At 72.3% G+C, this 14905-nt stretch carries 11 protein-coding genes; 9 read left to right on the top strand and 2 right to left on the bottom strand.

Annotation, left to right across the window (positions count from 1 at the left end; all coding sequences use genetic code 11):
- Positions 1–11: 11 nt before the first annotated feature.
- From ACFYRX_RS06830 to ACFYRX_RS06815, 4 genes are read left to right on the top strand one after another with little or no spacing between them, the layout of a single operon-like run.
- Entirely contained in the window at positions 12–1244 is a 1233-nt protein-coding gene (locus tag ACFYRX_RS06830) for an acetyl-CoA C-acetyltransferase (protein WP_389097245.1), read from the top strand.
- Complete coding sequence (locus ACFYRX_RS06825) at positions 1244–2686, top strand: OB-fold domain-containing protein (protein WP_389097244.1); 1443 nt, start codon at positions 1244–1246, stop codon at positions 2684–2686. Before ACFYRX_RS06830 ends, ACFYRX_RS06825 begins: the two co-directional genes overlap by 1 nt.
- Positions 2683–3891 (top strand): acetyl-CoA acetyltransferase, encoded by a 1209-nt coding sequence (locus tag ACFYRX_RS06820; protein ID WP_389097243.1) that lies wholly within the window; start codon positions 2683–2685, stop codon positions 3889–3891. The genes ACFYRX_RS06825 and ACFYRX_RS06820 overlap by 4 nt, the downstream gene beginning before the upstream one ends.
- A 15-nt stretch (positions 3892–3906) precedes the next feature.
- Positions 3907–4701 (top strand): SDR family NAD(P)-dependent oxidoreductase, encoded by a 795-nt coding sequence (locus ACFYRX_RS06815; protein WP_389097242.1) that lies wholly within the window; start codon positions 3907–3909, stop codon positions 4699–4701.
- Positions 4702–4756: 55 nt separating this feature from the next.
- Here the strand turns inward: ACFYRX_RS06815 and ACFYRX_RS06810 are convergent, their stop codons facing one another.
- Positions 4757–7477 (bottom strand): ATP-binding cassette domain-containing protein, encoded by a 2721-nt coding sequence (locus ACFYRX_RS06810; RefSeq protein WP_389097241.1) that lies wholly within the window; start codon positions 7475–7477, stop codon positions 4757–4759.
- A gap of 129 nt (positions 7478–7606) precedes the next feature.
- Here ACFYRX_RS06810 and ACFYRX_RS06805 point away from each other — a divergent pair, with 129 nt between their 5' ends.
- Genes ACFYRX_RS06805 through ACFYRX_RS06790 form a run of 4 tightly spaced genes read left to right on the top strand, consistent with a single transcriptional unit; the run spans position 7607 to position 12401 of the window.
- A complete protein-coding gene (locus ACFYRX_RS06805) occupies positions 7607–8845 on the top strand; it encodes an ABC transporter substrate-binding protein (protein ID WP_389097240.1) in 1239 nt (412 codons plus the stop codon).
- A 16-nt stretch (positions 8846–8861) separates the two neighbouring features.
- Complete coding sequence (locus ACFYRX_RS06800; protein WP_389097239.1) at positions 8862–9650, top strand: ABC transporter ATP-binding protein; 789 nt, start codon at positions 8862–8864, stop codon at positions 9648–9650.
- A 1-nt stretch (position 9651) separates the two neighbouring features.
- Entirely contained in the window at positions 9652–11004 is a 1353-nt protein-coding gene (locus tag ACFYRX_RS06795; RefSeq protein ID WP_389097238.1) for a hypothetical protein, read from the top strand.
- Complete coding sequence (locus tag ACFYRX_RS06790; protein WP_389097237.1) at positions 11001–12401, top strand: acyl-CoA reductase; 1401 nt, start codon at positions 11001–11003, stop codon at positions 12399–12401. Before ACFYRX_RS06795 ends, ACFYRX_RS06790 begins: the two co-directional genes overlap by 4 nt.
- Before the next feature lie 5 nt (positions 12402–12406).
- Here ACFYRX_RS06790 and ACFYRX_RS06785 read toward each other — a convergent pair whose 3' ends face one another.
- On the bottom strand, positions 12407–13363 hold the full coding sequence (locus tag ACFYRX_RS06785; RefSeq protein WP_389097236.1) for a DMT family transporter: 957 nt from the start codon (positions 13361–13363) through the stop codon (positions 12407–12409).
- Between the two features lie 21 nt (positions 13364–13384).
- Here ACFYRX_RS06785 and ACFYRX_RS06780 point away from each other — a divergent pair, with 21 nt between their 5' ends.
- Entirely contained in the window at positions 13385–14905 is a 1521-nt protein-coding gene (locus ACFYRX_RS06780; protein WP_389097235.1) for a PLP-dependent aminotransferase family protein, read from the top strand.

Below are 14905 nucleotides of genomic sequence, written 5' to 3'. Positions count from 1 at the left end.
AGGCATGACCGATGCGTGACGCGGTGATCTGCGAACCCGTGCGTACCCCCGTCGGCGGCTACGGCGGAGTCTTCCGCGACGTGACGGCGGCCGAACTCGCCGCCACGGTCGTCCGCGCCGTCCTGGAACGCACCGGGATACCCCCTGCGGCCGTCGACGACGTCCTGCTCGGCCAGTGCTACCCCAACGGGGAGGCACCCGCCATCGGCCGCGTCGCCGCCCTGGACGCCGGCCTCCCGGTCGAGGTGCCCGGACTCCAGATCGACCGCCGCTGCGGCTCCGGCCTCCAGGCGGTCATCAACGCGGCGATGCAGGTGCAGACCGGAGCGAGCGACCTCGTCCTCGCCGGCGGCGTCGAGTCCATGAGCCAGGCCGAGTTCTACACCACCGACGTCCGCTGGGGCGTACGCGGCGCAGGCACCACCCTGCACGACCGGCTGGCCCGCGGCCGCGTCACCTCCGGCGGCGTCAACCACCCCGTGCCCGGCGGCATGCTGGAGACCGCCGAGAACCTGCGACGCGAGTACGCCATCCCCCGCGAGGAACAGGACGAACTCGCCCTGCGCTCCCACGAGAAGGCCGTTGCCGCCCAGGCGGCGGGTCGCTTCGCCGACGAGATCGTGCCCGTCACCGTACGGACCCGGAAGGGCGAGACCGTCGTCGACACCGACGAACACCCGCGCCCCGACTCCTCGTTGGAGAAGCTCGCGAAGCTGCGGCCGGTGCTCGGCCGCCAGGACCCGGACGCCACCGTCACGGCCGGCAACGCCAGCGGACAGAACGACGGCGCCTCGCTCTGCGTCGTGACCCACCCGGAACGCGCCGCCGAACTCGGACTGCGCCCCCTGGCGCGCCTGGTCTCCTGGGCCGTCGTGGGCGTGCCGCCACAGACGATGGGCATCGGGCCCGTACCCGCCACGGCCAAGGCCCTGGAGCGCGCCGGGCTGAAGCTCTCCGACATCGACCTGATCGAACTCAACGAGGCCTTCGCCGCCCAGGTCCTGGCCTGCACCCGTGAATGGGCCCTGACCGACGCCGACTTCGAGCGGTTCAACGTCAACGGCTCCGGCATCTCGCTGGGCCACCCCGTCGGAGCCACCGGCGGACGCATCCTCGCCACCCTGCTGCGCGAACTCGACCGCCGCCAGGCCCGCTACGGCCTGGAGACCATGTGCCTGGGCGGCGGACAGGGCCTGGCAGCCATCTTCGAACGCACCGGCAACCACGCTCCTGGAGGACGCTGATGCCCGGACTCATCGCGTACGGCGCCCATGTGCCGTACCACCGCCTCGCCCGCGCCGATGTCGCGTCGACCCTCGGAACCCCGGCCGGCAAGGGGACGAGGGCGGTCGCGAGTTACGACGAGGACACCACGTCCATGGCCGTCGAAGCCGCCCGCACCGCACTCTCCCGCGACTGCCTGCGCCCCCGCGTCGGCCAGCTCTTCCTCGCCACCGCCGCACCCGCCTACCTCGACAAGACCAACGCGACCGCCGTCCACGCCGCGCTCCGCCTCGACGAGCACGTGCTCGCCGTCGACATGGCGGGCTCCGTACGCTCCGGACTCGGCGCGCTGGTCACCGCCGCCCGCTCCGCCGTGCCGACCCTGGCCGTCCTGTCGGACCTGCGCACCGGGCTGCCCGGCGGAAACGACGAGGTCGCGGGCGGGGACGGGGCGGCGGCGTTCGTCTTCGGCGGCCACCGCAACGGCGCCCCCGTCCTCGCCGAGCTGCTCGCCCACGACACGGTCAGCGACGAGATCCTGGACCGCTGGCGGCTGCCCGGCGCCCCCGCCTCCCGGGTCTGGGAGGAACGCTTCGCCGAGGAGATCTACGTCTCCCTCGCCGACAAGGCACTCACCGCCGCCCTCGACCAGGCCGGTCTGGAGCGCGGCGCCATCGACCACCTCGTCGTCTCCGGCCTGCACGCCCGCGCGTGCGCGACGGTCCGACGCTCGGCCGGGGTACGTCCCGAGGCGGTGACCCCGGACCTCACCGGCGCGATCGGCAACGCCGGCACCGCCCAGCCCGGCCTGCTCCTCGCCGACGTCCTCGACCGTGCCGCACCCGGCGAGACCATCGCCCTCGTGGTGCTCGGCGACGGCGCCGGAGTCCTCCTGCTGCGCACCACCGACGCGCTCCCGGCCCACCGCAGCGCCCGCCCGGTCGCCGCCCAGATCGCCGCGGGCAGCGCCCCGATGCCGTACGCCACGTACCTCACCTGGCGCGGCCTGCTCGACCGTGAGCCACCGCGGCGCCCCGACCCCGAGCCGCCCTACGCCCCGCCCGCACACCGCCGTACCGCCTGGAAGTACGGCTTCGTCGCCTCCCGTTGCGACAAGTGCGGCACCCGGCATCTGCCGCCGGACCGGGTGTGCTCCTCCTGCCGGAGCGTCGACGCCATGACCGACGAGCCGATGGAGCAGGTGCGCGGCACGGTCGCCACGTTCACCGTGGACCGGCTGGCCCACACACCGAGTCCGCCGATGCTCGTCGTGGTCGTCGACTACGACGGCGGCGGCCGGTTCCGCTGCCAGCTCACCGACGCGACAGAGGCGGACGCCGTCATCGGCGCCCGCGTCGAGATGACGTTCCGGCGCACGGTCACCGCCGCCGGCGTCCACAACTACTTCTGGAAGGCCCGGCCGGTGCGCACCGGCGGCGAGACCGAGGAGACACACGGATGAGCTCGCACGGAATCCGGGACCGGGTCGCGATCGTCGGCATGGGCTGCACGCCCTTCGGCGAGCACTGGACCCGTTCGGCCGAGGACCTGCTGATCGACGCCGTCGGTGAGGCGGTCACCTCGGCCGGCGTCACCCTCGACGACATCGACGCGTACTGGTTCGGCACGCAGGCCTCCGGGGTGTCCGGGCTGACCCTGAGCCGGGCGCTCCACCTTCCCAACAAGCCGGTCACCCGCGTCGAGAACATGTGCGCGACCGGCTCCGAGGCCCTGCGCAACGCCTGCTACGCCGTCGCGTCCGGGGCGTACGACGTGGCCATGGCCGTCGGCGTGGAGAAGCTCAAGGACTCCGGGATGTCCGGGCTGTCCGGCACCGCCATCCCGGGCGCCGGCGACGACAGCCGCGGCGAGATCACCGCCCCGGCCAACTTCTCCCTCCTCGCGCCCGCCTACGCCGCCAAGTACGGCCTCGCGGACGAGGAGATGAAGGACGTCATCACCCGGATCGCCTGGAAGAACCACGTCAACGGGGCCCGTAACCCCCGCGCCCAGTTCCGCAAGGAGGTCCCGCTGGAGCGCATCAGGTCGGCCCCGATCATCGCGGGCATGCTCGGTGTGTTCGACTGCTCGGGCGTCTCCGACGGTTCGGCCGCCGCGATCGTGGTCCGCGCCGAGGACGCCTACAAGTACACGGACAAGCCGATCTTCGTGAAGGCGCTGTCCTTCGTCGCCGGACCGGCGGACGGGCTCCTCGACCCCGAGTACGACTTCACCTCCTTCCCCGAGGTCGTCGCCTCCGCCCAGGAGGCCTACCGGCAGGCCGGTGTCACCGACCCGCGCACCGAACTCGCCCTCGCCGAGGTCCACGACTGCTTCACGCCCACGGAGCTGGTCCTGATGGAGGACCTCGGGTTCTCCGCACGCGGCGAGGCGTGGAAGGACGTCAACGGCGGTTCGTTCGACCTGGACGGCTCACTGCCGGTCAACCCGGACGGCGGACTGAAGGCCTTCGGGCACCCCATCGGGGCCTCAGGCCTGCGCATGATGTTCGAGGCGTGGCTCCAACTGCGCGGCGAGGCACCGCCCGAGCGGACGGTGGCATCCGTGGCGGAGGGGCGTTCGCTCGCCCTGACCCACAACCTCGGCGGCGGACCCGGCGAGTGCGTCTCCTTCGTCTCCATCGTCGGCAACGAACTCACCGACTAGGAAGGGCGGTTGAGCATGGGACGACTCCAGGGCAAGATCGCGGTCGTCACCGGGGCCGCCTCCGGCATTGGCGCCGCCACCGCACACCGGGTGGCGGCGGAGGGAGCCCACACCGTCGTCGCCGACCTGAACACGGGCGGCGCCGAGGCGGTGACGAAGGAGATCCGCGCCGCCGGAGGCTCCGCCACGGCGGTCACCGTCGACCTGGGGGACATCGACAGCGTACGAGCCATGGTGGCCACGGCCGTCGACACGTACGGCGGTCTCGACATCCTGCACAACAACGCGGCGGCCACGCATCTCGCCGCCCGTCAGGACCTCGCCGTCACGGAGGCCGACCCGGCGGTCTGGGACGACACGATGCGGATCAACGTGCGCGGCACCATGGTCGCCATCCAGGCGGCCGTCCCGCACATGATCGCCCGGGGCGGTGGCTCGATCATCAACACCTCGTCCGGCTCAGGTCTCGCGGGCGACCTGCGCAACCCGGCGTACGGCGCCTCCAAGGCCGCCCTGATCAACCTCACGCAGTACGTCGCCACGCAGTACGGCAAGCAGGGCGTCCGCTGCAACGCCATCGCGCCGGGGTTCATCGTCACGCCGGCGAGCTCCGGCTCGGCGCACGGGGCGATCCGGGAGGCGATGCTGCGCCATCACCTCACCCCGCGTCTGGGCCGTCCGGAGGACGTCGCCTCGGCGGTCGTCTTCCTCGCCTGCGACGAGTCGGCCTTCATCACCGGGCACACCCTGCGCGTGGACGGCGGTCTGCTGTCCCATCAGCCGTACGTCGCCGACCTGCGGGACGCCTGAATGGCACAAAGGAGCAGGAGGCGCTTTCCGCACGGGAGGCGCCTCCTGCTCCGTTTCAGGCCAGGGGCTCCGGCTCCAGATCGCCCAGGTAGGCGGCCCGCACCGCCGGATCACCCCGCACCTCCTCCGGCGTACCCGCGCAGATCCGGCGCCCGAAGTCCAGCACGACGACCTGGTCGCAGACGCTCATGACCATGTCGACGTCGTGCTCGACGAGCAGCACCCCCATGCCCCAGTCCTCGGCGAGCCGTCGTACCAGGTGGGCCAGCTCCCGGGTCTCGTCGTCCGAGAGCCCCGAGGCCGGTTCGTCGAGGAGCAGCACGGACGGGGAGGCCGCCACCGCACGGGCGATGGCCAGCAGCCTGCGCTCCCCGTACGACAGGTCGCCCACCGGCCGGTCCAGACTGTCCTGAAGCCCGAACTCCCTTATGGCGACGAGGACATGGGCGGGCAGCGGGCGGCTGCCCGGGCGGATCAGATCGGTGAGCCAGGCCCATCGGCCGGGCCGGTCGCAGGCCGCGTACAGGTTGTCCAGGACCGTCATGTCCTCGAACAGTTCCAGCGACTGGAAGGACCGGCTCAGGCCTGCCGAGGCCCGCCGGTGCACCGGCAGGCGCGTCACCTCCCGGTCGCCCAGGCGTACTTCGCCGGACGCGGCCCGGGTGAACCCGGTGACGGCGTCGATGGCGGAGGTCTTGCCGGCGCCGTTGGGACCGATGAGCCCCACGACCCGGCCGGGCTCGACGTCCAGCGAGAGCCCGTCCACGGCGACGACACCGCCGTAGCGCACCGTCAGGTCCCGGACGTGGAGGGGGAGGGGCGCGGCGCGAGGCAGGTCCGGCGCGGTCGGCTCCTCCGTTCCCGTCGGCACGGTTCGGGGCCGCTCGCCGGGGAGGCGTCCGCGCTTCGGGGACAGCCTGCGGCGGAGGGCCTCCGCCGGTCTGCCGACGTCCTTCGCGATGCCGTCCTGGTTGCCCACGAGGGTCAGCACCAGGATGATCCCGCCGATCAGCGGCATCCAGTCGCTCAGTCCGGGCAGCACCAGGTCCCCGAACCGCGCGCCGACCGTACCGGCGGCGAAGGTCGCGCCGAACAGCGGTCCGACGAGGAAGCCGGTGCCGCCGATGACCGCGAGCCCCAGGGCGGTGATGGAGTCGAAGGAGGCGAAGTCGGAGAAGACGACGGAGGTCGAGCGGAAGCCGGTGAGCACGCCGGCGAGCGCGGCGATGGCCGAGGACAGGCCGAAGGCGTACAGCTTGGCTGCGCGGACGTCGATGCCGAGCGCGGCGGCGGCCCGCTCGTTGGCGCGTACGGCGATCAGTCGGCGCCCGGTGCGGCTGCGCCGTACGTTGGCGACGACGAGGGCGGTGGCGACGAACAGCACGAGCACGACGGCGGCGTACCGCTGCGGGTGGTCGACTCCGGAGATGCTGATGCCGAAGAGACTCTGCTTGCCCACCGCGATGCCGTCGCTGCCCGTGGTCGTCGACAGGTCGGTGTTCTGGAAGACCATCGCCTCCAGCGTGGTGCCGAGTCCGAGCGTGATGATCGCGAGGTTGACGCCGCGGGTGCGGACCGCCGGGAGCGCGAACAGCAGGCCGATCGGGACGGTCCCCAACACACCTGCCAGCAGGGCGAGTTCGAACGGCCAGCCCCAGTCGGCCGCCGCGTGTCCCGCGATGAAGGCGCCGGTCCCGGCGAGGGCGTAGGCGGCGAGGGAGACCTGGCCCGCGTATCCGGTGACCACCACGATCGACAGGATGATCAGCGACAGCACCAGCGTGCTGGTGATGGCGTCGGCCCACAGCGGTGTCGACAGGCTCACCAGCAGCAGTCCGACCACGACGGACAGGGCCAGCGGCACGGGGCGAACCCGCCCGGTGCCGAGGGCGGGCAGCCGGTCCAGGAAGGTTCCGCGCAGCGGCAGCGCCCGGCCGCGTGCGACCAGGACCAGGGCGATGCAGAGGAAGGGCACCGACGAGGCGAGACCGGTGACGCCGGAGCCGAAACGGGTGAGTTCGGACTGTACGACCCCGACGACCAGACCGCCCGCCAGGGTGACCGGGAACGACGAGAACCTGCCGACCAGGGCGGCGGCCAGGGCGCTCAGCAGGAGGGTGGTCAGGCCGGTCACCGACAGGCCGATGACCGGCACGATGAGGATGCCGGTCAGTCCCGCGAGCGCCGAGCCCAGCGCCCAGTTGCCGGTGGCGATCAGGTCGGGGGACCAGCCGAGCGAGGCGGCGGCGCCCTCGTTCTCGGCGACCGCGGTGGTGCCGAGGCCGAACAGCGTGTGTCTGTACAGGAGATGGAGGACCGCGGTCACGGCGAGCGCGATGCCGAGCAGCCACAGACGGTCCTCGGAAACCGTCGCCCCGGCGATGGTCAGCAGCTTGGTGGGCAGCTTGCCCGGCACCAGTTGCAGGCTGTCGCCGTAGCGCTTGACGGCGATCGCGGTGAGCACGATGAACACCGCCAGCGTGGCGACCAGCCGGGCCAGGACGGACGCGCGGCGCAGCGGGCGCAGCACCAGCAGATGGGTCAGCACGCCCAGAGCGGCGGAGGTGAGTACCCCGCAGGCGGTGGCGGGCCAGTACGGGACGCCGTGCCGGACGGAGAGTTCCCACTGCACGTAGGCGCCCGCCATGCCGATCGCGCCGTGCGCGAGGTTGAGGACGCCGGAGCCCCGGTAGACCAGGACGATGCCATGCGCGGTGAGCGCGTAGAGCGCACCGAGCCCGAGGCCCAGCAGTGCGAAACGCAGGATGTCGTCCATCGGGGAACCTCCCAGAGGCGAGTCGGAAAAGTGCATTCATTTAAATAATTGTGCCGAGAGTACTTCACTAACCTCCAAACGCACCCCATGCTGTTCGCCAACTCGACGAAGAGCCCCCGCGGAGGAACCATGAACGACTCACGCCGACGCAGAACCGCCGCAGCGACCTGTCTCGCGGTGACCGGAGCCCTGCTGGCCGCAGGCTGCGGCGGGAAGGCGTCCGACAGCGCGACGCAGGCGTCGGCCCTGAAGGGCGCACCGGTCAAGGTGATGGTGTGGAACCCGGAGAACACCCAGGGCAGCGCCCAGCCCGGGGTCCGGCAGACCGCCCAGGCCTACGAGAAGTGGATCAACGCCAACGGCGGCATCAAGGGCGGTCCGCTCAAGGTCCTCACCTGCAACGAGAAGAACGACCCCGACGAGGCGGAGAAGTGCGCCCAGCAGGCGGTCGCCGAGAAGGTGGTCGCGGTGGTGGGCTCCTACAGCCTCGCCGGCGACCGCTACATGCCCATCCTCCAGAAGGCCGGCATCCCCTACCTCGGCGGGACCGGCGTCTCCGCGGCGGAGTTCTCCAACCCCCTGTCGTTCCCGGTCAACGGCGGCACCCCGGCGGTGTTCGCGGCACACGGACAGCAGCTGGTCCAGAACGGCTGCAAGAAGATCTCCGGGGTGCGGTACGACGTGGCCGCGGCCGCCGTCGTCTCCCAGTTCCTGACCCTCGGCGCGGTCTCGGCCGGAGGGTCGGCACCCAAGGACATCAAGGTGCCGCTCACCGCCACCGACCTCGCGCCGCAGGTCGCCGCCGCGACCAAGGGCAGCGACTGCGTGAGCGTCATCATGGGCACCGCCTCGGGCCTGTTCGTGAAGTCGTACATACAGTCCGGCGCGAAGACGAAGCTCGCCAGCGTCGTCGGCAACCTCACCCCGGAGCTCGCCGCGAGCACGGGCGGCAGTGGCAGCCCGCTGGAGGGCGCCGCGATCACCGGCTACTACCCGCCGACCTCCGACGCCGTCTGGAAGAACTTCGTGCAGGCCGCCAAGGGCACGGACATCGACACCAGCAACGGCGCCAACGAGACGACCTGGGTGGCCTTCAAGGTCCTCACCGAGGCGGCCGAGAAGCTGCCGACGGTGTCCTCCGCGGCCCTCGTGAAGGAACTGAACAGCACCTCCGGCATCGACACCGGCGGGCTGACCCCGCCCCTGAACTGGAAGTCGTCGACCGCCCTGCCGATCAAGGGGCTGAACCGGATCCACAACACGACGGCCACCGAACTCACCATCCGCGACGGGAAGATCGAATGGGCCAAGAAGGGCTCGACCTTCGTCGACGTCCGCAAGATGCTGACGGCGATGTCGGCCGGCTGACCGGAGGAGGACGGCCGTGCACGACACCGCACCACCCCTGATCGAAGCCCGCGCCCTGTCCGCCGGATACGGCACTCAACCCGTCGTACGCGATCTCGACCTGGAGGTCAGGCCCGGCGAGGTGGTCGCCCTGCTCGGCCCCAACGGCGCCGGCAAGACCACCACACTCCGGGCCCTGTCGGGCGACCTGGCCCCGATGGGCGGCGAGGTGCGCTGGCTGGGCGATGCCGGCCGGGCACCACTGCATCGCCGTGCCCGGCAGGGCCTCGCGTACGTCGGTGAGCGGGCCGTCTTCACCCGGCTCGACACCGCCGACAACCTGCGGGTCGGCCGCGTGCCGACCCGGCTCGCCCTGGACCTCTTCCCCGAACTGGAGAAACGGCTGAACACGGGCGCGGGCATGCTGTCCGGCGGCGAGCAGCAGATGCTGTCGCTGGCCCGCGCCCTGGGCCGCGCCCCCAAGCTGCTCCTCGCGGACGAACTGTCCCTCGGTCTCGCCCCGCTCGTGGTCGACCGTCTCCTGCGCGCGGTGCGCGAGGCGGCCGACCGGGGCCTCGGCGCCCTGCTCGTCGAACAGCATGTGCGCAAGGTGCTGGACATCGCGGACCGCGTGTACGTCCTGCACCGCGGCCGCATCACGATGACCGGCACCCCGGCCGAACTGCGCGGCGACCTGGCCGCGATCGAGTCGTCCTATCTCGCCGAAGGGACCGGCGCCGAGAGGACCGGCGCCGTGACGTCAGGACCCGGGACGGCACGAGCCGACAAGACCCTCGCCGACAAGACAACTGTCACAACCGATTGAGGTGGGTGCCCTGCCCAGCACACGCGATCAGATCCGAGCCCTGGTCCTGTCCGGCGACGCCTTCGACCAACCCCGCGACGAGCTGCGGGAGTTGCAGCTGGAAGCCGCACGGGAGGCCTTCACCGCCCACCGGGCGCGCGTCCCGTTGCTGCGCACCCGGGCACAGGAGACCGGCGTGCACGAGATCACCGGTCTCACCGACCTCGTGCCGCTGCTGTTCTCCCACACCAGCTACAAGTCGTACCCCGTCTCCCTCATCACCGCCGGCCGGTGGGACCGGCTCCTGCGCTGGTACACCACCGTGTCGGCGGTCGAACCGGGCGACGTCGACGTGGCCGGCGTCCGTGACATCGACGAGTGGACCGACCGCATCACGGCCGCCGGCCACCGCCCCTACATCACCAGCGGCACGTCCGGAAAGGTGTCCTTCCTCAACTGCGCCGCGAGCGACCTGTACTTCCTGCACGACATCCTCGAACACCTCACCTGCTGGCCCGATCCGCTGCCGCCCAAGCCCACCCGCCGCGGCTACCTCCTCGCGCCGGCGAGCGGCCCGATGCGTTCCATAGACGGCTTCCGGTGGCACGCCGACGTCTTCGCCCGGCCCGAGGAGACCTTGCTGCTCACCGAGGACCCGATGCGGGTCTCGGAGCTGATGAGCAGCGCGCTGCTGCGCCGCCGGATGGCGGAGGGCACCGCGACCCCGCAGGAGATCAGCTCCTTCGAGACGGGGTCAGAGGCGCGGGAGCAGGAGCTGGGAGTGGCCGTCGCCCGCATGGTCGACGACATCGCCGCCCATCGCGACGAGCCGCTGCTGATCGCCGGGATGAACAACCAGCAGTTCGCCCTGATCCAGGCCCTCCGCGCCCGAGGGGTGCCCGACGGGAGCCTGCACCCCGACACCCTGGTGCTCAGCGGCGGCGGCAACAAGGGCCGCGCGCTGCCCGACGACTACCAGGCGCAGTTCGCCGCCTTCTACGCCGGAGTGCGGCGCGTGCGCAGCTACGGCATGACGGAACTCCAGGGCTCCTGCCTCGCCTGCGAGAAGGGCAACTACCACATACCGCCGTGGGTGATCCCGCTCGTCCTCGACGAGCCGGGCGAGACACTCCTGAACCCCGAACACGGCGTCGTGGAGGGGCGGTTCGCGTTCCTGGACGTCTCCCTGGAGGGCCGCTGGGGCGGACTCATCAGCGGTGACCGGGTCTTCGTGAACTTCTCACCGTGCGACTGCGGCAGAGCGGGTCCCACCGTCCTGCCGAACATCCGGCGCTACGGCGACCTCGGCGGCGACGACAAGATCACCTGTGCCGCGACACTCGACTCCTATGTGCGGGGGATGATCCACGGATGACGCCCACGACACTCGGCGGCACGGCGGCGGACCCGGTGGCCGTCGTCCACGTGATCCGCGGCGAGGTCGACGCGGGCCCGCGCACCACCCACGGCCGCGCCGACGCCACCTTCACCGCACCCGCGCTCGACCTGGACCGCCTGGTGTGGCCCCGCACCGAACCGGGCCCGGCCTTCCATGTGCCCGTGGCGGAGATCGTCGACCTGCTCGTCGAGACCGGCGAGGCCCTCAGGGCGGACCGCGAGGGCCTGCTCGCCGAGGCCCTGGACCGCATGGCGCGGGTCAGCCCGCTGCCCGCCGAGGTCCTGGAACGCGCCTACGCCGCCCTGTGGCGCACCTTCCAACGGCCGGGCCTGTACGCCCAGATCGACCACGAACTCGGCGGCGCGGAGGTGCTGGACGGCTGGCGGGAGGTGCGGCTGCCCGAACAGCGCGTCGCCGCCACCCGCGCGTTCCCGCCGCGCCTGGTGCACATCATCGCGGGCAACGCACCGGGTGTCGCCGCGATGTCCGTCGTACGCGGAGCGCTGACCAAGGGCGTCAACCTCCTCAAGCTGCCCTCCAACGACCTGTTCACGGCGACCGCCATCCTGCGCACGATGGCCGCCGTGGCCCCCGGTCACCCCGTGGTGCGTTCGTTCTCCGCCGCGTACTGGCGCGGCGGCGACGAGAGCGTGGAGAGCGTGCTGTTCCGCCCGCAGTTCTTCGACAAACTGGTCGCCTGGGGCGGCGAGGCCACGATCCGCGGGGCGTTGCGGTACGTCGGTCCGGGGTTCGAGCTGGTGTCCTTCGACCCGAAGACCTCCATCTCGCTGATCGGCCGCGAGGCCTTCGACTCGCCCGGTTCGCTGGCCCTGGCTGCCGACGCGGGCGCCGCCGACGCCACGTTCTTCAACCAGCAGGCGTGCGTGGCCAGCCGCTTCCAGTTCGTCGAGGGCACGGAGGAGGACGCCGACCGGTATGCCGCGCTGCTGTGCGAACGCCTAGGCGTCGCCCGGGAGTTCAGCTCGGCCGACGGCCCGCAGGTGGCCCCGGAACTCCGCGAGGAGATCGACGTACTGCGCTTCCTCGCCCCCGACTACCGGGTGTGGGGCGGATACGACGGCCGGGGCCTGGTCATCCGTTCTCCGGAACCGGTGGACTTCCATCCCGACGGGAAGATCGTCAACGTCGTCCCGGTCGCCGCGCTGTCCGAAGCCGTCCCGCACGCAGGTGTCGCCACCCAGACGGTCGGCGTCTACCCCGACGCCCGCAAGGCGGAACTGCGTGACGCCCTCGCCTGCGCCGGAGTCCAGCGCGTCGTGTCCCTCGGCAGAGCGGGCGGCATGCCACCTGGGCTCTCCCACGACGGCTTCTACCCACTGCAGCGGCTCATGCGCTGGGTGAACGACGAGTGATCCGGTTACCGGGAGGCAGGAGTCCGAGGGCTCCTGCCTTCGGATGCCGCGGTGTCCCCGCGACCGACAGGGGTCAACTGAGCGGCGGGCACCGTTCGTGGCCGCAGACCGACGACGAGGCCGACGATCACCACGGCGATGCCCAGCCATACCGTCGGTCCCGGCACGCCCGTGCCCGTGGCGGCGCTGACGACCGCGGCCGCCAGAGGCGCGATGCCGGTGAGCAGCCCGGCGCGCCCGGCCCCGACGGAACGTACCGTCGAGTACCACAGGACGAACGCGACCGCCGTCACCAGCAGCGTCAGATAGCCGACGGCCGCCCACTGGACCCCCGTCAACTCCCGCACGGCCGAAGGCCCTTCCCGCGTCACGCCGAGGACGGCCAGCAGTGCTCCGCCCAGCCATGTCGCGTGCACGGACACCCCCCACGGCGAGTGCCGTCCCAGCACCGGTACTGCCAGCAGTGTGAACGCCGCCTCGCAGCCCAGGGCGAGCGCCGCCCAGGCCACCCCGACCGCGTCCGTGCGGCCCGTCCCCTCCACCAGCACCGCACCCGCCATCACCACGGGCGCCGCGAGCAGGACCTGCCGACTGGGCCTGCGCCGCTCCAGCAGAGGGCCGATCACCCCGAGAAGCAGCGGCACGCACGCCACCGCGACGGCGATCACCGCGGGCTCCGCATGTGCGACGCCCCGGACCACGGCCACGTTGAACAGCACCAGACCGGTGACGGCGAGCCCGGCCAGCCACAGCCACTCCCACCCGCGCGGCCACACCAGGCGGGCACCGGCGAAACGGGCGAGGACCACGAGAAGCGCGGTCGCTGCCACGTACCGGACGGCCTGGGTGCTGAACAAGGGGGCGTCCACGAGGGTGTGCGAGACGGTGACACTGCTGCCGACGAATGTCATCCCGATCATGCCGGGGACGAGTCGGGTGAACGAGGTGGAAGGGGTGTCCATGCCGTCCACCCTGCCCCCACAATGGACGTCATGGGCAGGTCCACAACCCCACCATCCAAGGGGTCCAAAGAGCCGCAGCCGGGCATCGGCTCGGACTTCCTCCAGCTGGACGCCGGCCAGGCGCCGCCCGGCGGCCGTACGGCCTGGCTCGCCGACCGCCTGCGCTCGGCGATCGCGGACGGCCGGCTGCCCGTCGGCACCAGGCTGCCCGCCAGCCGTGTGCTCGCCGAGGAGCTGCGTGTCACCAGAGGCGTGGTCACCGAGGCCTACCGACGGCTCGCCGAGTCCGGCCAGATCGCCGGTCGCGGCCGACTCGGCACGGTGGTCGTGGCGGCGCCCGCCGCGCCCCACGGCCGCGTCCACACCGCGAACGGTCCGGCACGCCCCGGCCACGCGCTCTTCGGCTCGGCCGTCCGCGACGGAGTTGTCGACGCCCTGCGCGCCCTGCCGTGCCGCATCGACCTCTCCCCGGGCCTGCCCGACCTCGCCGCCTTCCCCCGCACCGCATGGCTGCGCGCCGAGCGTGCCGTCCTCGCGGGCCTCACCCCGGCCGACTTCGGCTACGGCGACCCCAGGGGCGCCCCCGCCCTGCGCCGGGCCGTGGTCGGCTGGCTGGCCCGCAACCGAGGCATCCGCGCCGATCCGGACGAGGTCGTGGTGGTCGCCGGAGTGGCGCAGGCCCTCGTCCTGTTCGGACAGCTGCTGCGGGCGGAGGGCATCCGCCGTATCGCCGTCGAGGACCCCGGATCGCTGGGCGCGCGCCAGCAGTTGGAGTACGCCGGTCACACGCTGGTCCCCGTCCCGGTGGACGCGGGCGGCCTCGACGTGGGCGCACTGCGTGCCAGTGGCGCCCGGGCGGTGCTGACCACCCCGGCCCACCAGTTCCCCACCGGTGTCGTCCTCGACGGGGAACGCCGGCGCGAGCTGCTGGACTGGGCGGCCGACGGCGGGGTCGTCATCGAGGACGACTACGACGCCGAGCACCGCTACGACCGACCGCCGGTGCCGGCCCTGCGCTCACTGATGCCCGACGGCGTCTGCTACGCGGGCAGCGTCTCCAAACTGCTCGCGCCCGCGCTCCGGGTGGGCTGGCTGCTCGTCCCGCCGCAGCGCCTGGACGCCGTCGTGACGGCCAAGCGGTACGCCGACCTCGGCAACGGCGTCCTGACCCAGCTCGTCCTCGCCCGGCTGATGGAATCCGGCGAGCTGGAACGGCATCTGCGCCATGTCCGCCGGCGCCACCGCCGACGCCGGGACGCCATGCTGCGCGCCGTCGAGGCACACCTGCCCGGCGCCCGTGTGCACGGAGCCGCCGCCGGACTGCACCTCACGGTCACCTTCGACGAGTGGGGGGCCGGCCTGCGCGACACCGACCTGGCCGCGGCCGCGTTCGCCCGGGGCGTCAAGGCGCACCCGTTGTCCTGGCACCGGATCGGCCCCGGACCGCCCGGTCTGGTTCTCGGCTACGCGGCGGGCCCCGCCCATGAGAGCGACGAGGGCATCGCCCTCATCGGCGACGCGCTGAGGGAGGTGCGGGCGTGA

It is taken from the genome of Streptomyces sp. NPDC005374, from assembly GCF_042872225.1.
Lineage (GTDB): Bacteria > Actinomycetota > Actinomycetes > Streptomycetales > Streptomycetaceae > Streptomyces.
Note: the sequence above shows the minus strand (reverse complement) of the source record. Positions and strands in the feature narration are given on the sequence as shown.